The sequence below is a fragment of the Actinoplanes sp. NPDC051388 genome, from assembly GCF_055586225.1.
In genome coordinates this window covers 118,837-139,040 of record NZ_JBVJIP010000003.1, presented here as the reverse complement: position 1 = coordinate 139,040, position 20,204 = coordinate 118,837, and the positions used below count along the sequence as shown (strand labels likewise).

General features: G+C 71.7%; 21 protein-coding genes, 8 tRNA genes and 1 pseudogene. 12 read left to right on the top strand and 18 right to left on the bottom strand.

Features of this window, described 5'->3' with window-relative positions; all coding sequences use genetic code 11:
• Window position 1 precedes the first annotated feature (1 nt).
• The 11 genes from ACZ6TI_RS08950 to ACZ6TI_RS08900 form a co-directional block, all read right to left on the bottom strand.
• Window positions 2-2,404: a hypothetical protein gene (locus ACZ6TI_RS08950; RefSeq protein WP_465344439.1), complete on the bottom strand. Its 2,403-nt coding sequence runs from the start codon at window positions 2,402-2,404 to the stop codon at window positions 2-4.
• Window positions 2,401-3,123: a TY-Chap2 family putative peptide chaperone gene (locus tag ACZ6TI_RS08945; RefSeq protein WP_465344438.1), complete on the bottom strand. Its 723-nt coding sequence runs from the start codon at window positions 3,121-3,123 to the stop codon at window positions 2,401-2,403. The genes ACZ6TI_RS08950 and ACZ6TI_RS08945 overlap by 4 nt, the downstream gene beginning before the upstream one ends.
• 53 nt (window positions 3,124-3,176) lie before the next feature.
• A tRNA-Cys gene (locus tag ACZ6TI_RS08940) sits at window positions 3,177-3,254 on the bottom strand.
• Window positions 3,255-3,259: 5 nt separating this feature from the next.
• A tRNA-Arg gene (locus ACZ6TI_RS08935) sits at window positions 3,260-3,332 on the bottom strand.
• 4 nt (window positions 3,333-3,336) lie between these two features.
• Window positions 3,337-3,409, bottom strand: a tRNA-Val gene (locus ACZ6TI_RS08930).
• 9 nt (window positions 3,410-3,418) lie between these two features.
• Window positions 3,419-3,493 (bottom strand) — tRNA-Glu (locus ACZ6TI_RS08925).
• A gap of 4 nt (window positions 3,494-3,497) precedes the next feature.
• Window positions 3,498-3,571 (bottom strand) — tRNA-Arg (locus ACZ6TI_RS08920).
• A gap of 4 nt (window positions 3,572-3,575) precedes the next feature.
• Window positions 3,576-3,647: transfer RNA gene (locus tag ACZ6TI_RS08915), tRNA-Asp, on the bottom strand.
• A gap of 10 nt (window positions 3,648-3,657) precedes the next feature.
• Window positions 3,658-3,731, bottom strand: a tRNA-Gly gene (locus tag ACZ6TI_RS08910).
• Window position 3,732: 1 nt separating this feature from the next.
• Window positions 3,733-3,806: transfer RNA gene (locus ACZ6TI_RS08905), tRNA-Glu, on the bottom strand.
• A gap of 381 nt (window positions 3,807-4,187) precedes the next feature.
• A complete protein-coding gene (locus tag ACZ6TI_RS08900) occupies window positions 4,188-5,816 on the bottom strand; it encodes a fatty acyl-AMP ligase (RefSeq protein WP_465344437.1) in 1,629 nt (542 codons plus the stop codon).
• Window positions 5,817-6,125: 309 nt separating this feature from the next.
• Between ACZ6TI_RS08900 and ACZ6TI_RS08895 the strand changes: the two genes are divergently transcribed.
• Genes ACZ6TI_RS08895 through ACZ6TI_RS08875 form a run of 5 tightly spaced genes read left to right on the top strand, consistent with a single transcriptional unit; the run spans window position 6,126 to window position 10,549 of the window.
• Window positions 6,126-6,638, top strand: coding sequence for a flavin reductase family protein (locus ACZ6TI_RS08895; protein WP_465344436.1), 513 nt, complete (start codon window positions 6,126-6,128; stop codon window positions 6,636-6,638).
• Complete coding sequence (locus tag ACZ6TI_RS08890; protein WP_465344435.1) at window positions 6,635-7,681, top strand: ABC transporter substrate-binding protein; 1,047 nt, start codon at window positions 6,635-6,637, stop codon at window positions 7,679-7,681. The genes ACZ6TI_RS08895 and ACZ6TI_RS08890 overlap by 4 nt, the downstream gene beginning before the upstream one ends.
• A complete protein-coding gene (locus ACZ6TI_RS08885; RefSeq protein ID WP_465344434.1) occupies window positions 7,678-8,508 on the top strand; it encodes an ABC transporter permease in 831 nt (276 codons plus the stop codon). Before ACZ6TI_RS08890 ends, ACZ6TI_RS08885 begins: the two co-directional genes overlap by 4 nt.
• A complete protein-coding gene (locus ACZ6TI_RS08880; protein WP_465344433.1) occupies window positions 8,484-9,224 on the top strand; it encodes an ABC transporter ATP-binding protein in 741 nt (246 codons plus the stop codon). Before ACZ6TI_RS08885 ends, ACZ6TI_RS08880 begins: the two co-directional genes overlap by 25 nt.
• Window positions 9,221-10,549: an LLM class flavin-dependent oxidoreductase gene (locus tag ACZ6TI_RS08875; RefSeq protein ID WP_465344432.1), complete on the top strand. Its 1,329-nt coding sequence runs from the start codon at window positions 9,221-9,223 to the stop codon at window positions 10,547-10,549. The genes ACZ6TI_RS08880 and ACZ6TI_RS08875 overlap by 4 nt, the downstream gene beginning before the upstream one ends.
• On the opposite strand, the gene ACZ6TI_RS08870 is transcribed toward ACZ6TI_RS08875, so the two are convergent.
• Both ACZ6TI_RS08870 and ACZ6TI_RS08865 read right to left on the bottom strand, forming a co-directional pair.
• On the bottom strand, window positions 10,498-11,235 hold the full coding sequence (locus tag ACZ6TI_RS08870; protein WP_465344431.1) for a DUF4184 family protein: 738 nt from the start codon (window positions 11,233-11,235) through the stop codon (window positions 10,498-10,500). The two genes, ACZ6TI_RS08875 and ACZ6TI_RS08870, sit on opposite strands and share 52 nt — an antisense overlap.
• Before the next feature lie 89 nt (window positions 11,236-11,324).
• Entirely contained in the window at window positions 11,325-12,434 is a 1,110-nt protein-coding gene (locus ACZ6TI_RS08865; protein ID WP_465344430.1) for an endonuclease/exonuclease/phosphatase family protein, read from the bottom strand.
• A gap of 93 nt (window positions 12,435-12,527) precedes the next feature.
• Between ACZ6TI_RS08865 and ACZ6TI_RS08860 the strand changes: the two genes are divergently transcribed.
• The 6 genes from ACZ6TI_RS08860 (at window position 12,528) to ACZ6TI_RS08835 (ending at window position 17,331) form a co-directional block, all read left to right on the top strand.
• Entirely contained in the window at window positions 12,528-13,070 is a 543-nt protein-coding gene (locus tag ACZ6TI_RS08860) for an RNA polymerase sigma factor (protein ID WP_465344429.1), read from the top strand.
• Window positions 13,067-13,864: a hypothetical protein gene (locus ACZ6TI_RS08855; protein ID WP_465344428.1), complete on the top strand. Its 798-nt coding sequence runs from the start codon at window positions 13,067-13,069 to the stop codon at window positions 13,862-13,864. Before ACZ6TI_RS08860 ends, ACZ6TI_RS08855 begins: the two co-directional genes overlap by 4 nt.
• 2 nt (window positions 13,865-13,866) lie before the next feature.
• Window positions 13,867-14,664: an ABC transporter ATP-binding protein gene (locus ACZ6TI_RS08850; RefSeq protein ID WP_465344427.1), complete on the top strand. Its 798-nt coding sequence runs from the start codon at window positions 13,867-13,869 to the stop codon at window positions 14,662-14,664.
• Window positions 14,661-15,968 (top strand): hypothetical protein, encoded by a 1,308-nt coding sequence (locus tag ACZ6TI_RS08845; protein WP_465344426.1) that lies wholly within the window; start codon window positions 14,661-14,663, stop codon window positions 15,966-15,968. Before ACZ6TI_RS08850 ends, ACZ6TI_RS08845 begins: the two co-directional genes overlap by 4 nt.
• A complete protein-coding gene (locus tag ACZ6TI_RS08840) occupies window positions 15,965-16,546 on the top strand; it encodes a hypothetical protein (protein WP_465344425.1) in 582 nt (193 codons plus the stop codon). The genes ACZ6TI_RS08845 and ACZ6TI_RS08840 overlap by 4 nt, the downstream gene beginning before the upstream one ends.
• A 107-nt stretch (window positions 16,547-16,653) precedes the next feature.
• Window positions 16,654-17,331, top strand: a complete 678-nt coding sequence (locus ACZ6TI_RS08835) for a hypothetical protein (protein ID WP_465344424.1) — start codon at window positions 16,654-16,656, stop codon at window positions 17,329-17,331.
• A 1-nt stretch (window position 17,332) separates the two neighbouring features.
• Here ACZ6TI_RS08835 and ACZ6TI_RS08830 read toward each other — a convergent pair whose 3' ends face one another.
• The 4 genes and pseudogenes from ACZ6TI_RS08830 to ACZ6TI_RS08815 form a co-directional block, all read right to left on the bottom strand.
• Window positions 17,333-17,506, bottom strand: coding sequence for a hypothetical protein (locus ACZ6TI_RS08830; RefSeq protein ID WP_465344423.1), 174 nt, complete (start codon window positions 17,504-17,506; stop codon window positions 17,333-17,335).
• 74 nt (window positions 17,507-17,580) lie between these two features.
• Window positions 17,581-17,994 carry a glycoside hydrolase domain-containing protein gene (locus ACZ6TI_RS08825; RefSeq protein ID WP_465344422.1) on the bottom strand — a complete coding sequence of 138 codons (414 nt, stop codon included), beginning with the start codon at window positions 17,992-17,994 and terminating at the stop codon, window positions 17,581-17,583.
• A 28-nt stretch (window positions 17,995-18,022) separates the two neighbouring features.
• Entirely contained in the window at window positions 18,023-18,391 is a 369-nt protein-coding gene (locus ACZ6TI_RS08820) for a glycoside hydrolase domain-containing protein (RefSeq protein ID WP_465344421.1), read from the bottom strand.
• Window positions 18,392-18,488: 97 nt separating this feature from the next.
• Window positions 18,489-18,647 (bottom strand): annotated as a pseudogene (locus ACZ6TI_RS08815) (hypothetical protein); the annotation flags it as partial.
• Between the two features lie 489 nt (window positions 18,648-19,136).
• Between ACZ6TI_RS08815 and ACZ6TI_RS08810 the strand changes: the two are divergent.
• Entirely contained in the window at window positions 19,137-19,586 is a 450-nt protein-coding gene (locus tag ACZ6TI_RS08810; protein ID WP_465344420.1) for a hypothetical protein, read from the top strand.
• 27 nt (window positions 19,587-19,613) lie between these two features.
• Here ACZ6TI_RS08810 and ACZ6TI_RS08805 read toward each other — a convergent pair whose 3' ends face one another.
• Entirely contained in the window at window positions 19,614-20,189 is a 576-nt protein-coding gene (locus tag ACZ6TI_RS08805; RefSeq protein WP_465344419.1) for a TetR/AcrR family transcriptional regulator, read from the bottom strand.
• Between the last annotated feature and the right edge of the window lie 15 nt (window positions 20,190-20,204).

Below are 20,204 nucleotides of genomic sequence, written 5' to 3'. Positions count from 1 at the left end.
CTCAGGCCGGGGCGGTGACCTGGGTTGCGGTGCCGATGCCGTAGCGCTCGTGCAGGAGGGCCGCGTCCGGGTGGCCGACCGCCGCGACCACCACCTCCACCGGGATGTGCGCCACGCTGACTCCGTCGCCGACCGGGAAGTCGTTGTCCCAGCGCCGCTGGATCGGCTCCTGGAGTGCCGGTGTGCACAACGTGACGGCGATCCGGTCGTACTCTCCGTCGGCCTGGAGTGCCGCGGCCAGCGCGACCAATCTCATCTGCTCGGTGCCGGCGCGGAACGGGCAGCCGCCTCGGTGCCGGGACGAAAGGTCCAGCAGCTCGACGTAGCGCGGGCCCGGACGGCGCAGCAGGCCGCAGGTGGCCGGGTCGCCGCCGAAGGGGGCACTCACCCGGCAGGTGTGCCGCCACTGATTGTCGCGGTCGGTGAAGCCGGCGCAGGGGTCGAAGCCGTCCTCGGTGAGCCGGACCGCGATCAAGGCGGCCACCCGCAGGCCCTCCGCGGTGGTTCCGGTCAGCAGCACGTCCACGACCGTCGGACGCGGGCCCTCCCGCAGACGGTCCTGGGGATCGCGGTAGCCGAACTCCGGCTTCTCGGCACGGGAGACGGGCAATCCGAGCGTCTGCAGCACACCGGCCGCCCCGGCGGCGCCGGTCGGGGCGAAGACGTTGAGCGCGAATGCCTGTGTGCTCGTGGTGTTCGCGAAGCCGCGCTTGATGTGGCCGCGGGCGGCGGTCTCCTGATAGGCGGTCTGCGCCGACGCGAAGACCGCGGCCCTGCGGGACGGCCAGTGGTTCATCGTGGCGCCGTGCCGGGCGGCGTGGTCCCGGAGGTCGGCCTGGCGACGCCGGCGACTTCGCGGGGGTTCCGGGCGGTCCGCGGTGGTCGGGATGGCGCAGACCGGCCAGGTCTCCGGCCGGTCGCCGGCCAGCAGCAGGGTCACCTCGGCGTGGCCGATCGCCTCGATCAGCGCGGGGACCAGAGGCTCGGCCTGAGGTTGGCGGGCGTCCAGATGGACGGCCATCAGGTGTTCGTCGGGACCCATGCCGAAGGCGGCCAGCCGGCGCAGATTCGCGCGCAGCCACGCCCACTGGTCGATGCAGCGCAGCACGTCGTCCGGGCCGGCCCGGTCCACCAGCTCGTGGATCCGCATCAGGGTGTGATCGCCGGTGATCAGCACGAGCGGGCGTGGTCCGTCCAACGTGGACCGTTCGATCTCCCATCGGTGAGTCAGCCCCTCCTCCACGTCCGGCACGGCGGTCTTCCCGGTCACGGCCCACGGCTCACGGCCGAGGCGAGCCTCGACCTCCGCCTCGGCCGGCGTGGGGATCGGTACGACGCGGTAGCCGTCGTGCAGCCACACCCGCACGGCACTCTCCAGATAGACGGCCCGGTGCAGTGTCGTGTGTTCCCGACCGACCGGCAGCATGAGATGCACGTCCCGGTCTCGCGCCAGACCGACCCCGAAGCCCAGCGCCGAGTCGACCACCGGCCGGCTCGCGTCGGCGCCGACGGTCACGACCAGCTCGTCGTCGCTGGCGAAGATCATGATCTCGTCGGGCACCTCGAGCTCGGGGATCATCCGAGCGGTCGGCAGCCCGGCCCGCTCGGCCAGCCGCATCTGACGCGCCCAGCGCCGCGCGCTCGGGGTCAGCTCCTCCCAGGCCAGCAGATCCTCGACGGTCGCGGCGAGCTCGCCCGGTGACGCGCCGGCCCGGGACATCGCGGCCAGGTCGACCACCTGTCCCTCCACATAGGCTCGTCCCGACGGGCTGAGTCCGAGCCGGCCGGAACTCCCCTCGATCAGGACCCAGCGGCCTTCCCGCTCGAACCGGCCGCACTGGTCGACCTGAGCGCCGAGCTGCTCGGCGACCTCGGCGAACAGCCCGGTGTACAGCCGTCGTTCCGCGCCGTCCCAGCCGGACAGCCCGTGGAAGCGCAGATAGACGCCGACCCGCCAGATCAGCGGAAACGCGGACTCGACCCGGGTGTGCCGGCAACCTTCGTGACCGGGTTCGGCCCACAGCCGGTCCAGCCCGAGCAGCGCCGACACTTCGTCGACATGGCGCTCCCATCCGAACCCGTCCGGGAACTCGTGGGAGGGTCCCGGCTCGACGAGGCCGGCCCAGGTGGCCTCGAAGGTGCCGGAGCCGTCCGCGTGCGCGGCATCACCGATGTGTCCGAAAGCGCGGCTGCCCAGGGCACAGTCGGCCGAGGCCAGCGGCATCGTGTCGAGGTCGCCGGTCGGCCGGGGCGCCAAACCACATCGGCGGTAGAGCCGGTCGGTGAGATCGGTGACGAGCCGGTACCGCCGCGCGATGACCGCACCGGGGAGTTGTGATGCGGTGCGGATCAGGCCGCCGGCGTCCTCGGTGCGGGCGATCCAGAACGGGTCGGCGGTGGTCATCCGGTGAGCCCGGGAAAGCAGGAGGCCAACACCTCTGTCACGCTGCGGCCGTTGCTCGCATAGATCTCCGGCATCGACGAAACACCATCACCCACGTACGCGTAACCTTCGGTGTCCAGCGCGGCCGCCACCCGGCCGTCCCGGAAGACCAGCCAGAACCGGTGCTGCGGCAGGCCGAGCGGGTCACTCGGACGGGACCTGCCCACCCGGGACATCGCCTCCCGGAACTCCTTGAGGCCGCCGCGCCGCTGCGACCGTTCACCGATCGCGGTCAGCACGCCCCGCACGTCGAGCCGGCGCCTCTCGTTGACCGTCGTCTGCACCAGCGCCGCGGCCACCCGGTAGGTCAGCGACCGCGTGGTGGCCGCCGGGGTGCCGGCCGGCGCGGTCAGCCCGGATCGGTCCTCGACCAGCCGGACCAGGTCGAGCGGATCGTCGCGCTCGAACGCCAGCCCGCTGTCGAGCCCGGTCAACCCGGTCCGGGGCAGGTCCATCCGCCCGTCGGCATGGACGGTCACCAGCCGGGTCGTCCCGCGCAGGACGGTCAGCCCGGCCGGCGCGTCCGGCTCGGGCGCCGTCTCGATCACGGCCAGCTTCGGGTGCCGCCGAACCAGCGCCGCGGCGAGCGACCAGCGCTGGGCGGCCAGAAACCGGGCACTCGGCTCGACCGGGAGCGGGGACACCGGGCGGCCGTAGGCATACGCGGTGGCGACCGGCATATCTCCACCATGACATCCGAATCCCTTGATCCGGCCCCGAACGCGAGATGTGATGGAGGCCTCGCCCGGAGTCGAACCGGACTGTCACCCGTGTTGCAGACGGGCCGCTCCGCCGGGAACGCCACGAGGCCGTGCGTGCCCTCGGCCGGGATCGAACCGGCGACCCCCAGATTCGGAATCTGGTGCTCTCTCCGCTGAGCTACGAAGGCGACGTGCCCGCGCCAGGGCTTGAACCTGGGACACCCGGTGTGTGGGACCGGTGCTCTTCCAGCTGAGCTACACGGGCTTGCGTACGCAGCGCGGACGGGGCTCGAACCCGCACATGTCCCGGGTGAAAGCCGGGCGACTCTACCTATTCGTCCACCGCGCCTCCGCGTTCCCAGCAGGATTCGAACCTGCGACCTCGACGTTCGTAGCGTCGCGCGCTATCCAACTGCGCCATGGGAACCAAGCGCCGACGACGGGAATCGAACCCGCGACCCTCCGCTCGACAGGCGGATGCTCTACCAGTGAGCTACGACGGCAAGATCAAAGTGGAGCAGCTGCGGGGAGTCGAACCCCGGTCTCCGCCTCGGCAAGGCGGCACACTGCCGTTGTGCTACAGCCACGTCGTCCGTCCGGGGGTTGAACCCGGTCTTCCGGATCGAGAGTCCAGCGGTCTACCTACCTCAGCCTCACGGACGTTTCCACCGCCGCCGAGAATGCGACGGCGCACAAATATGCCATCCACTGTTGAATTGAGAAAGAACGCATTAGGGAATGCGAAAGGAAGGCGCGGGGCAATAAAAAACCGCCCAGGGCCTCGGTCGGAGGTGGGCGGCGCAGACGCAGGCTCTGCTGCGCTAACCGCCCCAACGCTCCAGGTCATCACGGGTTTCCCGACCTCGGAGACGCCGCACCACCAGCTCGGACAGGACACTGTCCACCGACGGCCGGACGATCGCGCAACAATCCAGGTGCGTCATGACGGTGCAACTCCTCTCCGGGTCTCGTGCGGTTCCGACACCAAGGATGGACGAAGCGCATCGCCTGAGTCAATGCTTTTATCGGCCGAATCAATGCGACTAAAGAATTAGGTCGAGCGCCGCGGCCCGGCGCAGCTTTCCGGACGGCGTCTTCGGCAGCGCACCGGGCGGCAACACCCGGACCACGGCGGGCCGGGCCTGGATCTCGGCGACGATCCGGCTGGTGACCTCTCTGGCGATCTGCGCCGCGGCCGCCTCGTCGCCGGCCGCCCGCGACTCCACCAGCACCGCGAAGGACTCTCGGGCGCCGTCGTCGCCGGCCGGCAGCCGGATGGCGGCCACGTTGCCGTCACGGACGCCCTGGACGCCGGCCGCGGCGCGCTCGATGTCGGTGGGATAGATGTTGCGGCCGCCCATGATGATGACGTCCTTGCGGCGGCCGCAGACCACGATCTGGCCGTCCACCAGGTAGCCCTCGTCGCCGATGTCCAGCCAGCCGTCCTGGTCACGGGCGGGCTCGAAACCGTCCGGGGTCACGTACCCATCGGTGACCGAATCTCCGGAAAGCTGGATCCGGCCCACCTGGCGCTCGCCGAGCGGGTTGTCCTTGTCGTCGGCGACGCGCACCGAGACGGTGGGGAACGGACGGCCGAGCATCGGCAGCCGCCGGACGTCGCCGGACGAGGCCGGCGCGGCGGACCGTTCGCTCTCCAGCGCCGACGCGTCGACCGTGTCGATCGCCATCGGATCGTGCAGGCCGGACATCGAGATCACCAGGGTGCTCTCGGCGGCGCCGTAACAGCAGTTGACGGCCTCCGGACGGAGGCCGAACCGGCCCGCGATCTCGATGAACGCGCGCATGGTGGCCGGGTCGATCGGCTCGGCGCCGTTGCCGGCCACCCGCAGCGCCGACAGGTCGAGCGCGCCGGGCTCGAGCCGCGCCAGCTGGCGGGTCAGCACCGCCCAGGCGAAGTTCGGCGCGGTGGTGATGGTGGCGCCGTGCCGGCTCATCAGCTCGGCCCAGAGCAGCGGCCGGCCGAGGAAGTCGGCCGGGGTCACGCTGACCAGTTCCAGGCCGGAGAGCATCGGGAGAGCCAGGCAGCCGACCATGCCCATGTCGTGGAACATCGGCAGCCAGGAGACCATCACGCCGGTCTCGTCGCACTCGAGGTGCACGGCGGCGTTGCCCATGTTCGCGAAAAGGTTGCCGTGGGTGATCCGGACCGCCTTCGGCTCGGCCGTCGAGCCGCTGGTGAGCTGCAGCAACGCGACGCTGTCCTCGCCTACCCGGACCGGCGGGAGATCCGCGCCGGCGAGCTGCTCGGCCCGGACGTGGGTGATGCCGGAAGCCTCCAGCACCGGCGCCATCGGCTCGAACGGCGCGCCGACGACCACCAGGCGGGCGTCGATCATGCGCAGCACGCGCAGCGTGTCGTCGCGCCAGATCGCCAGGTCGGTGCGCGGGGTGGGCTGATGCAGCATGGTCATGCTGCCGCCGGCCAGCCAGATCGCCTGGGCCACCGGCGCGATCTCCACCGGCATCCCGGCCAGCACGGCCACCGCCTGGCCCGGGCGGAGACCGGCAGCCACCAGCCCGCCGGCGATCCGGCGGGCGTCCTGGTGCAGGCCTGTCCATGATCGACGCTGCGGCGCATCCGGCTCACCGGTGATCATGCCGGTGCGGGCACGGGCTGCGGTCGCGATCACGCCATCGACGAATCGGCTCACCGGGACCTCCCCACGGTCGTCGGCTCAGCCTACGACAACCCTCGGTGAGACGGCGGTCTCAGTTCGTGAAACCCTAGTTGACTCATAGGAGTTGTGGGTTAAGGCTGGTGCTCATGGACATCCAGGACGCCGCGCTCGACGGCACCGCCCTCGGGGTGTCGCGAGGGTGCTGCCGCGGCTGGACCGCCGCCTGCGGCCGCTGCCGCTGTCGCTGACCGGCCACCCGCCCACCATCCGATCGAAGATCCACGCGCTCGTCGCACACGAGCGTGCGCCGCCGTGCGCCCGCGTCCGATCCGGAGGACCGCCATGACCGTCGTCACCGAACCCCAGACACCCATCGAACCCGACGTCTATCGCACCCTGCTGCGCCGCCAGGCCGCCTCGGTCGCGGTCGTCACCGCGGCCGGCGACCCACCGGCCGGGTTCACCGCCACCTCGTTCACGTCCGTGTCGCTGCGACCGCCGCTGGCGTCGTTCTGCCTGGACCGCGGCTCGTCGAGCTGGCCGACCGTGGCGCGCGCCGAGCACGTCGCGGTGCACCTGCTCGGCCGGGACCAGCAGGACGTCGCCCGCACGTTCGCGACCAGCGGCATCGACCGCTTCGCCGCACACACCGGCTGGCGGCCCGGCCCCTTCGGGGTGCCGCTGCTCGACGGGCCGGTCGCCTGGCTGCTCTGCCGGGTGGTGCGGCGGGTGACCGCCGGCGACCACGCGGTCGTGCTGGTCGAGCCGCTCGCCGGCCACCACGCCGACGGAATCCCCCTGCTCTATCACATGGGCCGATATGCCGCCCTCGACGCATCCGCGGAGGAATCATGAACCGACGAGCGCTACTGTCCGCCGCCCTCGGCGCGGCCGCACTGGGCCTGGCCGGTTGCGGCGGCGACGACGAGAACGCGGTGACGCTGGCCGCCGCCGCGCCCCTGCCGGAGGCCGTGCCCAAGGGCACCAAGCTGCTGGTCGGCGACAAGGAACACCAGAAGGCCATCGAGTTCTCCGGCGAGGCGGACAAGCTCGGCTTCGACGTCGAGTGGGCCAACATCAGCGGCGGCCCGCAAACGCTGGAAGCCTTCCGGGCCAAGGCGCTGGACATCGGCTCGGTCGCGGACATCCCGCCGATCCACTCGCACTGGACCAACATCCCCACGAAGATCGTCGCGGCCAAGTTCCGGCAGGACCCGCTGAACCACGCGATCTATCGGCTCGGCGTGGCGCCCGGAGTGGCCGTCGCCGCCCTGCCCGATCTGCGCGGCAAGAAGGTCGCCTACAGTCCGGGGCAGGCGCAGGGCGCGCTGGTGCTGCGGGTGCTGCGCAAGGCCGGACTGTCCAAGAACGACGTGCAGTTGATCGAGCTGCCGAGCACCGGCGACGTCTATGTCACCGCTCTGGCCGGCAAGCAGGTCGAGGTCGCGCCGATCGGCGGCGTGCAGATCAAGCGCTACGAGACCAAGTTCGGCAAGGACGGCGCGACCACGATCGCGCACGGCCTGCGCGACGATCCGGGACACCTCTACGTGCCGGTCACCGTGCTCGGCGACCCGGCCAAGGCCGCCGCGATCCGCGAGTACGTGCGGGTGTGGGCGCGCGCCTGGCGGTGGCGGGAGGCGAACCCGGACGAGTGGATCGAGCGCTACTACGTCAAGGATCAGGGCCTGACCACGGAGGACGGGCGATGGATCGTCGCGAACAGCGGGATCGCGGACATCCCGGCCGACTGGTCCGACGCCATCGCCCGGCATCAGGAGACCATCGACCTGCTCGCCGCCGAAACCGGCAACAAGCCGCTCAAGGCCGAGGACCTCTACGACCGGCGGTACGAACGCGTCGGCTTCGAGGCGCTCGCCGGGGCGGAGAAGTCATGAGCGTCCTCACCGCGGTGCGCCGGCAGACCCCGCCGGCCGAGCAACGACGTGTGCGGCGCCTCGGGCCGGGTCGCGCCATCCCGTTCGGCGCGGCGATCGGTCCGCTGCTGCTGCTGGCGCTGTGGTCGCTGGGATCGGCGGCGGGCTGGCTGGACCCGCGTACGCTCTCGGCGCCGTGGACCGTGATCACGACGGCGGGTGACCTGATCGCGGACGGCCGGCTCCAGGACAACCTGCTGGTCTCGGCCCAGCGGGCCGGCCTCGGTCTGGGTTTCGGCGTGGCCATCGGCACGCTCCTCGCGCTCGTCTCCGGCCTCAGCCGCTGGGGTGAGGCGATCCTGGACGGGCCGATCCAGATCAAGCGCGCGATCCCGGCCCTCGCCCTGGTGCCGCTGCTCATCCTCTGGCTCGGCATCGGCGAGGAGATGAAGGTCACCACGATCACGCTCGGGGTGTTCGTGCCGGTCTACATCCACACGCACAACGGCCTGCGCGGCATCGACAGCCGCTATGTGGAGCTGGGCGAGTCGCTGCGGTTGAGCACCGGCACGTTCATCCGGCGGATCGTGCTGCCGGGCGCGCTTCCGGGCTTCCTGCTGGGACTGCGGTTCGCGGTGGTGGCCGCCTGGCTCTCCCTGGTGGTGGTCGAGCAGATCAACTCCACCAGCGGCATCGGCTACATGATGGACCTGGCCCGGGAGTACGGGCAGACCGACGTGATCGTGGTCGGCCTGGTCCTCTACGGCGTCCTCGGGCTGCTGTCCGACGGCGCCGTCCGGCTCGCGCAGAGGAAGGCGCTGACGTGGCGACGAACACTGGCGGACTGACCACCGACCGGGCGGTGCGCGTCGAGCGGCTGGCCCGCGGCTTCGGCGACCGCACCGTGCTGGACGGCCTGGACCTGCAGATCCGCGGCGGCGAGTTCGTCGCGCTGCTGGGCCGCAGCGGGTCCGGCAAGAGCACCCTGCTGCGGGCGCTCGCCGGGCTGGACCGCGACGTCGAGGGCTCCGGCCTGGTGCTGGTGCCACGCAACTCCTCCGTGGTCTTCCAGGACGCCCGCCTGCTGCCCTGGCAGCGGGTGCTGGCCAACGTGACGCTCGGCCTGCGCGGCCCGGACGCCGAGGACCGGGGCCGGGCGGCGCTGGCCGAGGTCGGGCTCGAGGGCCGCGAGCAGGCCTGGCCGAACGAGCTGTCCGGCGGCGAGCAGCAGCGGGTGGCGTTGGCCCGGTCCCTGGTGTCCGAGCCGGAACTGCTGCTCGCCGACGAGCCGTTCGGCGCGCTGGACGCGCTGACCCGGATCAAGATGCACGGCCTGCTGCGCGAGTTGTGCGAGCGGCACCGGCCGGCCGTCCTGCTGGTCACCCACGACGTCGACGAGGCGGTCACGCTCGCCGACCGGGTGATCCTGCTCGACGCCGGACGCATCGTGGTGGACCTGACCATCGACCTGCCGGCGCCGCGATCGCATCGGCAGCCACAATTCCTGGCCCACCGCGAGCTGCTGCTGTCGGCGCTCGGCGTGGCCGAAGGGACGGACTCATGAGCACCCTGCATCTGAACGCCTTCCTGATGGGCGTCGGCCACCACGAGGCGGCCTGGCGGCTGCCGGAGAGCGACCCGTTCGCGCAGACCGACGTCGAGCACTACAAGCGGCTGGCGCGCATCGCCGAGCGCGGCAAGCTCGACTCGCTGTTCCTGGCGGACAGCCCGGTGCTGTGGAACAGCATCGGCCGCCGCCCGGCCGGCACCCTCGAGCCGACCGTGCTGCTGACCGCGCTGGCCGGCGCGACCGAGCACATCGGACTGATCGCGACCGCGTCGACCACCTACAACGAGCCGTTCAATCTGGCCCGGCGGTTCGCCTCGCTGGACCACATCAGCGGCGGACGGGCCGGCTGGAACATCGTCACCACGGCCGGCGTCGACGCGGCCCGCAACTTCAACCTGAGCGAGCTGCCCGCCCACCACGATCGGTACGCCCGCGCGGCCGAGTTCGTCGAGGTCTCGCTGAAGCTGTGGGACAGCTGGGACGATCGCGCGCCACTGGGCGACAAGGAGGGCGGGCGCTGGGGTGACGACGAGCTGCTCTACCCGCCGGACCACCGCGGCGCCTACTTCCAGGTGGCCGGGCCACTCAACGTGCCGCGGTCGCCGCAGGGCCATCCGCTGCTGGTGCAGGCCGGATCGTCGGAGGACGGCCGCGAGCTGGCCGCCCGCTACGCCGAAGCCGTCTTCACCGCACAGCAGACCCTGGTCGAGGCGCAGGAGTTCTACCGCGACCTGAAGTGGCGGGCCGCGCAACTGGGCCGCGACCCGGACACCGTCAAGATCCTGCCGGGCATCGTGCCGGCCATCGGCTCCACCGAGGCCGAGGCGGACGAGCTCGAGGAGGAGCTGAACCGCCTGATCAAACCGGAGTACGCGAAACAGCAGCTCGCGATCACCCTGCGGGTCTCACCGGACGACCTGCACCTGGACCGTGAACTGCCCGCCGACCTGCCCGGCGAGGACCAGATCGAGGGCGCCAAGAGCCGCTACACGCTGATCGTCAACCTGGCCCGGCGCGAGCGGCTGACCGTGCGGCAGCTGATCGGCCGGCTCGGCGGCGGGCGCGGGCACCGCACCTTCGCCGGCACACCCGAGCAGGTCGCGAACGCCATCGAGGAGTGGTTCCACAACGGCGCGGCGGACGGGTTCAACATCATGCCGCCGGTGCTGCCGTCCGGGCTGGAGACGTTCGTCGATCACGTGGTGCCGATCCTGCAGCGCCGCGGCCTGTTCCGCACCGAGTACACCGGCCGCACCCTGCGCGACCACTACGGACTCCCCCGCCCGGCGAACACCCGGGCCCTGCTGGAGGCGACCTGAGCCGTGGCGGCGCCGCCCAGCAGGGCCAGACCGGCGGCCAGCATCGCGCCGATCGCCTGCACCGCGAGCGACTGGATCGGCTGGAAGGGCAGCAGCGTCAGGCCGACGGCCAGGATCACCGCGGCCGCCGACCAGAACGGCACCGGGCGCGGGGTGAGCTGCGGCGGTGGCCCGTGCCATCGCCGCAGCAGCCCGCCCCGCCCGATCCGGACGATCAGGAAGGCGCCGACCGCGAACCCGGTCAGATCCGAGACGTCGGAGATCAGGCCCCACCACGGCTTGCCGGGCCAGACCTCGTGCAGCAACCACGGGAACGGGGTGATCGGATGCGTCAGCGCGTCCCACGCCAGATGGCTGAACGCGCCGAGCAGGGCCGAGATCGCGGTGATGTGCGGGCGATGACGCACCTCGCCGAGCACGCCGTAGTCGCGCAGCGCCGGGAGGTGCGCGGCGACCGTCGGCGCGGCCCGGCGGATCAGCCACGTGCCGAGCACCGTGACCGGCAGGCTCCACCAGAGCAGCGCGAGCAGGTTGTGGGTGCGGATCTGGATGTCGTAACCGTTGGCGGCATAGGCGATGTCCGGGGCGATCGCCCCGATGGTCAGGGCCACGCCGTCGAACCAGCGCGGGCGCCACAGCTTCAGCGGCACGACGGCGATGGGGTGGGTGGGCAGCGTCAGCGGCATGATCGCGACGCTAGGGCCGGGCGGCCGTCCATCGGTGGCGAGCGGATGGACGTCGTGTGCAGAAGTTGTGCTCAGCGGTCGAGGCCCGCTCAGATGTCCAGGTCGGCATAGATCGCGGCGTGGTCGGAGCCGGCGTGCACGGGACTGGTCATGGTGTCGTAGATCGGCCAGAGCGTGCCGCGGCGGCCTCCCCAGACGCCGCGGCGCAGGATGCCGCCACCGGTGGCGGCCGCGAACAGCTTCGGCGAGAGCAGGACGTAGTCGAGCTTGTTGCGGGCCGTGCAATACCCGTACGTGCCGGGGCGCCCGTTGTCGTCGAAGTCGGGGTGCGCCGAGATGTCGCGCAGATCGGTGCCGTGCAGCAGGGGCGCCAGCGGCTCGCTCTCCGGGGTGTCGTTCAGGTCGCCGGCCACCACCACGTGGTCGATGCCCTCGGCGACCAGGCCGCGATAGATCTCGGCGATGCGGGTCGCCTGCCGCAGCCGGGTGGCGTCCGAGGCGACCTTCCCGCCGTACCCCTTGCTCTTGAGGTGGTTGACCAGCACCGCGACGCGAACGCCGCCGGGCGTCGCGAAGTGGTATTCGGCGCAGTCCCGGCTGAACACCCGGCCGGCGTGGTCCACGTCGTCGACGTGGCTGCGCTGGCCGACCAGCGGGTAGCCGGCGCCGGACATCACGCCGACGTCGATGCCGCGCTCGTCGTTGCCGTCCACGACCATGATGTGCGGGTAACGCGGCCGGCCGTCCTCGACCAGCCCGGCGTCGGCGAACCGCTTGAGTGCGAACCGGCTCTCCGCCTCCACCACGGCGACCACGTCGGCGCCGACGTCACCCAGCACCCGGGCCGTGTTGAGCAGGGCGAGCTCGTCGACCCGGTCGGTGGTCAGCTCGACCCAGCCGATCCAGTCGGCGCGTCCACCCGCGACCACCTCGACCCGGCCGTCGCGCTTGCGCCGCAGCAGCCGCCCGCGATTTTGCCGCAGCCGCGCGAACCTGGCGGTGTCACCGTTTCGCAGGCCGAGCCGGCCGAGCTCGCCCAGGATGCCGCGCTGGATCTCCGGGGTGTACTCCACCTCTTCGAGCAGCGTGCAGACGCGCTGGTAGGCCTCGAGCACCGGACGCCCGATTGCCCAGCTGCGCTGGTCGAGAGCTTTCGCTCGGTTGAAGAGGTTCTCCACGTTGAACGCCGCGATCCGCATCGACGACGACGATAGTCGGTGACCGCCCAACCTCAGTGACGCAGGTCACACCCAGGTGACATCCGTGGCGACGGCACGGTCGTCTTACCGGTAGTGAAACGAACCCTGGACGAGGAAGGACTCGTGCGCCGCGTCGCCGCGGGTGATCGGCACGCGTTCGACGAGTTGTATCGGCGGACGTCGCCGTGGCTGGCGGCGCGACTGCGGCGGCGCTGCGCGGACGACGACGTGGTCGCCGACGTGCTGCAGGAGACCTACCTCGCGGTCTGGCGGGCGGCGGGCAGCTTCGCCGGGTCGGCCACCTCGGGCAGCGCGGTCGGCTGGATGTGGACGATCGCCGCCAACCGCCTGGTCGACGCCTTCCGGCGGCGTGCCCGGCAGACGCAGGTGTCGCCGATTCCGCTGGTCGAGATGACCGCGCCGGCCGCCGAGGACGAGGTGATGGCGGGCCGCGTCGGCCAGGACCTCGAGCAGGCGCTGCTGCGGCTGCCGCCGGAACTGCGTCAGGTGCTGCGCGCGATGGTGCTCGACGGGCTCTCGGTCCGGGAGACCTCGGTGTTGCTCAGCGTGCCGGAGGGCACGGTCAAGTCCCGCGCGCGGCGGGCCCGGATCGCCCTGCGGGAGGCACTGTCATGAGCACGCATCCGACGCCCGCGGTGATCGCGCGCTACGCCGGCCGCAACGACGACCTGGACGACGCCGCGGTGTGGTCGATCGAGGTGCACCTCGAGGCCTGCGCGGACTGCCGGGCGCATCTCGCCGCCGGCGCCGGGGACGACACCCTGGCCCTGCTGGAACGGGTCGCCGCCGGCCTGGACCGCGGGATCGCGGCCGGCCCGGCGCCGGTGCGACGCCGATCGACCGTGCGACGCCGGTGGCTGGTCTGGACGCTGGTGCCGTGGCTCGTCATGACGGTGACGGTGCTCGGTTGCGCGGTGCTGCTCGAGTCGCTGCGGCCGGACCTGCCGTCGCTGGTGCTGTTGCTCGCGCCGGTGGCGCCGCTGCCCGGGGTGGCGGTCGCCTGGAGCCGGCGCGCGGATCCGGCCTGGGAACTCATCGCCGGGACGCCGGCCGCCGGCCTGACCATGCTGCTGCGGCGGACGCTGGGCGTGCTGGCCGTGGTCATTCCGGTGCTGTTGGTGGCGGGTGCTCGTACCGGGACGTCTCTGGCCCTGGTGCTGCTGCCCTGCCTCGCCTTCACGGCCGCGACCATCGCCCTGGGCGCGCTGATCGGCGTGCGGCGTGCCGCCGCCGGGCTCGGCCTGCTGTGGGCGCTCGCGGTCGTCCTGCCCAGTCTCGTCACCGCTCATCTGTCCGTCGTGCTGCGACCCGGCAGCGCCGTCGTCTGGGCGCTGGCCACCGTGGCGCTGGCCCTGCTGGCCGGCCTCGGCCGCGACAGCTTCCGCCGGCTCGACTCCTGGAGGATCTGATCATGCGCACAGTTCGCGCGGCCGAGACGGCGCCGGCCACCTATGCCTGGGCGGTGCACGCCGAGGGTCTGCGGGTGCGGGCCGGGCGGCATCTCGCGGTCGACGACCTCGACCTGGCGCTCGGCACCGGCGTGCACGGCCTGCTCGGTCCGAACGGCGCCGGCAAGACCACGCTGATGCGGGCGCTGGCCACCGTCGTGCGACCGGCCGGCGGCCGGCTCACGCTGCTCGGCCGAAACGCCAACGGCCAGGCAGACCTCCGACCGGTACGCCGGGAGCTCGGTTACCTGCCCCAGCAGTTCGGGTTCTACCCGCGCTTCACCGTGCGCGAGTTCGTGGAGTACATGGCCTGGCTGAAGGAGATGCCGAAGGCCGGCGTGCCGGCGTCGGTGCAGCGGGCGATCGATCGGGTCGGCCTGACCGCCAAGGCGGACGCGCGGATGAAGACGCTGTCCGGCGGCATGGTGCGCCGGGCCGGCATCGCGCAGGCGATCGTGAACGACCCGGAGATCCTGCTGCTCGACGAGCCGACCGTCGGCCTCGACCCGGAGCAGCGGCTGGACTTCCGCGATCTGCTGCGCGACCTCGGCGTGGACAGTTGTGTGCTGGTCTCCACCCACCTGGTCGAGGACGTGGTGGCCGCCTGCACCGACGTGGTGCTGATGAACGAGGGCCGGCTGGTCTTCCAGGGCACGCCGGACGACCTCGTCGGACAGGGCGCGGCCGGCGACCCCGGTGACAGCCCGGCCGAACGCGGCTACTCGGCGCTGCTGCGCCGGCACCGGGCGGCGACCCGATGAGCCGCGTGCTGCGCATCGAACTGCGCCGGTCCGCGGCCATCGGCGCCGCGGTGATCGTGCTGCTGGCCGGGGCCACGCTGCTCTACGCGGCACCGCAACGCTGGTCGGCCGGGTGGATGCAGCTGGCCATGACCCAGCGCGAATACCTGGTGCTGCTGTTCCCGCTGGCGCTGGCCGCGGGCGCCTGGCAGTCGCGCCGCGAGCAACGGTCCAATGTGACCGAGCTGTTCGCCAGCACGGCCCGCCCACGCGCCCAGCGCGTCCTGCCGATCCTCGGCGCCATGGGCATCGCCGTCGCCTGCGCCTATCTCGCCGTCACCGCGGTCGGGGTGCCGTGGAACCTCGACACGGCCCGCTACCTGCCCGCGTCGTCGTTCGCGGTCGCGGCGGTCGGTGTGCTGGCGATGGTCGCGGCGGCCTGGACCGGGCTGGCGATCGGCCGCCTGGTCCCGTCGGTGGTGACCGCGCCGCTGCTGGCGGTGGCCGGGATCGGCCTGCTGCTGGTGGTTCCGGCCGGCTTCCGCAGCCGCGAGTGGCTGGCCATGCTGTTCTCGCCGATGCACGGCATGGGCCAGTACACGGACTATCAGACGGTCGCCGGGCGGGTCAGCCTCGCGCAGGCGATCTGGCTGACGGCACTCGCCGTGGCCGGCGCGGCGTTGCTGGCCGCCGGCAGCCGGCGCGCCCGGCTCGCCGCCGTCCTGCCGGCCGTTCTCGGCGCCGGGCTGGCCTTCGCGGTCATCCCGCGCGGCGCCGACTGGGTGGAGAACCCGATCGACCCGGTGGCGCAGGAGCTGGTGTGCGCGCCCGGGGCGCCGCGGGTCTGTGTCAGCCGCGTGCACGCCACCCTGCTGCCCGAGGTGACGCCGATCGCCCGGCAGGCACTGTCCCTGCTGGCGAAGCTGCCGAACCCGCCGACCACCGCCCGCGAGGACACCACCACGTACTTCGGCGATCCCCCGCCGCCGCCGCGCCCCGACGAGGTCCTGATCGACGTGCACGTGGACCGCGACGGGCATCTGGCCAGGTCGGGCGAGATCCTGCCGCGCATGCTCTATGCCGGCGGCGCGGACATCTATTGCGACGGACACGATCCCGCGGTGGGCCGGGCCGCCGGATTCTGGCTCCTGGGCCGCGAACCGGTGGAGCTGAGCTACGAGTCGACCGACATCAACGACGAGGCGGTGGCGCTCTGGAAGGGCCTGCGGCAGCTGCCCGAGCCGGAGGCCCTGGCGCGGGTCGGCGCGGTCCGCGCGGCCGCGATCTCCTGCGGCGACATGACCGGCCTGCTGAGCGCCCGATGAGGCTCTATCTGCGCTCGCGACGCGTGTCGCCGGCCCTCGCCGTCGGAGCCGGCGGAGTCGCCCTCATGTGGACGCTGTGGACGGTCTTCTCGAACACCCGCGAGGTCGGCGTGCCGATGGTCATCCTGACCGTGGTGCTGCTGGCAGCGGCGGTCGCGGCCACCCTGGGCGGGCCGGACGACGAGCTGGACCGGACGGCGGCCCTGGCGTGGCCGCCCCGGCGGGCCGCGCATCTGGCCGTGGCGCTGGCCGTCGTGGTCGGGTTGCTGCTGGTCACGCTGCCGACCGGGGCACGGTTCGGGCCGGCCTGGCTGGTGCTGCGGGACGCGGCCGGGCTGCTCGGGCTCACCGCGCTGGGCGCGGCCACGATCGGCCCGGCGAGGTCGTGGTTCCTGCCGCTGGGCTGGACCCTGCCGGCGCTGGTCTTCCCGCTGCCGGAGAAGGTCTCGGGCCAGATCCTGACCTGGCAGTCCCAGGCGCCGGACAACCGGGCCGCGGCGGCGACGGCCACGATCCTCCTGGTCGGCGGCCTGGTGGCATATGCGATCGCGGGCCCGGCGCGGACCAGGATCCAATGAACCGGCACCTCCAGGGTTCGTGCCACTCTGGGGTGATACCCGTCTAGGTTGGGTAGTGATCCACGAGCATGGGCCGGGTTGGTGGTCCATCGATCTGGAGGAATACCGTGAAGGCTCACCGTTCGGTCGTTCTGTTCGGCGTTCTGGCCGCTGGACTGGTGTTCAGCCAGGCCGGCTGCACACCCGGCGACGGGCAGTCCAACGGCCCCGTCGAGTTCAACTCACCCTCCAGCGCGCCATCCGCCGAAGCCACATCCGAGCCTTCGCCGTCGGAGACCGCGATCAAGCCGCCGTCCAACGAGACCAACGCGGCCGGCCCGGACGCGATCCTCGCCGGCAAGCGGCAGGTGGTCATCCGGCCGATTCCGAGCACCGAGTCAATCGTCGCGGTGGACGACAAGGGGCGGCTCAACCTGACCGACGGCGAGGCCGAGCACAGCCTGTTCGTGCTCACCCCCAGCGGCGACAACTTCCTGATCAAGACCGCCAAGGCCGAGGCCAGTGGCGAACCGTCCTGCATGGGCGTGAAGAGCAACGGCAGCCAGCCGCTCACCGTGGTGGCCAGCGCCTGCGACGCCGGCCGGGACGGGCAGCTCTTCACCATCACCAAGCAGAAGAAGAAGGACTCCGAGGGCCGCCCGACCTATGCGATCGCCAACCAGGGCGCCTTCCTGCAGTCGTTCAGCAAATACGGCCTGATCGCCCAGGAGCTCGGCGACTCGCCCCTGGAGACCACCTTCTCGTTCGTCGACAACGGACCGTCCACGCTGCCCAGCCTGGACTGATTCAGCCGAGAATCTGCCACTCGGCCAGCTGGGTCAGCGGCGCGCCATGGTTGGCGGTGATCTCCAGGCGGTAGCGGCCGAACGAGCCGGCCGCCGAGGGGATCAGGAACGCCCGGGTCTGCCGCCGCTCGGCGAAGTCGTTCGCCGAGGTCAGCGTGTACTGCCGGGCCGACACGGCGGATGGCAGCTGCGCGGTGACCGTCGCGGTGGGTGCGAACGACAGCCACTTCGTGAGAGACGTGTCATCGATCAGCGCGCCCTTGCCCTCGTTCGGCGGGTCTCGCCGGTCACCGTCAGAGAGCCCGCGGAGACCTTGTCGACCTGCTGCTGCGGGGCGCCCGAGCCGGTGGTCAGGGACGGCGGCGTGTCCGCTGCCGCGGTGCCCCAGGCCGACGGATTCGGGCCCATCACGAACGAGAACGTGCCGCCGGCCAGGAGGTCGGCGTGGGTGAGGAAATCCTTTCCGTACGGTTGCCCGTTCAGCGTCGCGCTCTGGATGTAGCGGTTGGTGTCACTGACGCCCGGGGCCAGCACCGTGAACGAGCGCCCGTTCTCCAGCGCGAGCGTCGCCGACGGATGCAGCGGCGCGCCGATCGTGTAGTCCGTGCTGCCCATCCGGGCCGGATAGAAGCCGAGCGCGCTGAACACGTACCACGCGGACATCTGGCCGTTGTCCTCGTCGCCCAGATAGCTACGCCTCGCGCATCTCGTGGATCACGCCGCCGTAACACCCGGGCAGATAGTCGCGCGACGCGTTGAACACCGAGTCGATCTTCGCCGAGAGTTGCGCCCGGCCGCCATGGAGGTTGGCCATGCCGAGGGGATCCTGCGGCGCCGGGGTCGCATAGTGCCAGGGCGCACCCTCGGTGCCGTTGCTCTGCCGGCCCCGGAAGAACCCGACCGACGGCGAGTAGAGGTTCGCGTAGTCGAGTGCCTTGTTCCGGAGGTACGCGGCATCGTCGGTATTGCCGAGCGCCGCCGCCATCTGCGCGATGCCGAAGTCGTTGTTCGCGTCCTCGAGTGTCCACGACGTGGCCTCGGACTGGACGTCGGTCGGCACGTACCCCTTGAAGGTCGAGACCTGGGTCGCGGCCGGGCACCTCGTTAGCGTGGCTGAACACCGATTTCCGGGTGTCCGGTGTGGACTTCACGCCGCCGGTCATCGGCATGAACTGCAACTGCGCATAGTCACCGATCCAGGGGCTGGGCTGGTGGCTGATCCCGAGACCCTGCACGGTCGGGCTGCTGTATTGGTAGAGCCAGCCGTCGCTGTTGCCCTGGGTGATCGGCGTCCAGAAGTTGAAGCCGTGCGGCATGGTCGCGCCCGGGAAGGTGTTGCCGCGTGAGTAGCTGAACTCGGAGTTCGATCCGCGCCCGGGTGTCCACCACGTCGGCGAGTGTGGCGGCGGCGTCCGCGTCGATCCGGATGTCGTCCACATAGCCCCGGAAGGTGCCGGTGTTCGCCGGTTGGTCATAGCCGAGCCACTGCCCTGGGCGGCCGGGTGCATCCGCACGCCGTGCTGGTCGACGGCGGACGAGTCGCGCAGGAACGTGCCGTCGGTGAAGGCCAGGTCGAGCGCGACGTCGAGGTGCCCGCCGGACTGCGGGTTGATCCAGTAGGACAGCGTCGTCGCCGGCGACACGGTGATGTCGCGGATCAGCGACGCCGACGGAGGTCAAGCGGGCCCGGGAGGCCATCGGGCGCGATGGACATCGGAAACCTCAACCCTGCGGCGTAGGAGCGGGCCGGACCTACCGCGCTGGGTTGACGTTTCCGGCCTGACGATTGCCTAGCGTCGATGCCCATGACATTGCTTCGGAAGATCTTTTCCCTGGTCGGCGCGCTGGTGCTCGGTGCCACGCTGGCACTGTCCGCCGGCTCGCCGGCCGCGGCCGCGCATGGCCAGACCTACTTGGACCCGGGCCAGTCGCTGCTCCCCGGGCAATGGATCCGGTCCGGCAACTACACGCTGATCATGCAGCGGGACGGCAATCTGGTCTTCTATTACAGGTTCCAGCAGAGCGGCCAGCGGGCCTGCGCCGCCTCGCACACCACCGCCTACCCCGGCTCGCACGTCTGGATGCACCCGAACGGCACGTTCAGCCTCTACACGCCGTCGAACGCGATCCGGTGGACCACGGCGCCGCACACCACGCCGGCCTCCGAGTGGCGCGGCGGCTGGGTGCAGATCGTCGCCGGCGAGGCCTGGATCTGGACCAGCGACAGCTGGAAGTTCCGCTTCTGGCACTGCTGACCGATGAACCGCGGCGCGGCCGGCTGCCTACCGGGGGCCGGCCGGCACCGCGGCCCGGACGATCGCCGAGGCCATCTCGTCGGCCGCCGCGGCGGTGACCTCCCCGGGCGGCGCGGTCACCAGCGTGAACAGGGCGCCTCCGAAGAGCGCCACCATCGTGCCGGCCGCCTCGGGCGGAATGTCGAGCTCATGCGCCCGGTGGTGGGCCACGGTCACCGCCAGCGATCGTTGCTGCAACTCCACCAACGCGTCCGCCAGCGCCGGCCGCCGCAGGCTCTCCAGCCGCAGCTCGAAGACGGCGAGGTAGCGCGCCCGATGAGTGGTGGCCGCCAGCAGCAGGGACCGCGCGATCAGTGCCTGCGCGCCGCCCTCGGTCACCCCCGCCACGGCTTCCATGTCCGCGTAGTGCAGGCGGCCCACCCGCTCGGCCGCCGCGATCAGGAGCGCCTCGCGGCTGCGGAAGTAGTTCGACGCGGTGCCGGCCGGCAACTCCGCGCGGAGATCGACCGATCGATGGGTCACGCCGTGCACGCCACTCTCGGCGAGCAGTGCGATCGCGGCGTCGGCCAGCGCGGCCCGCCGCTGAAGATTGGGTGGTGGCACAGCCCTCGAGTATGC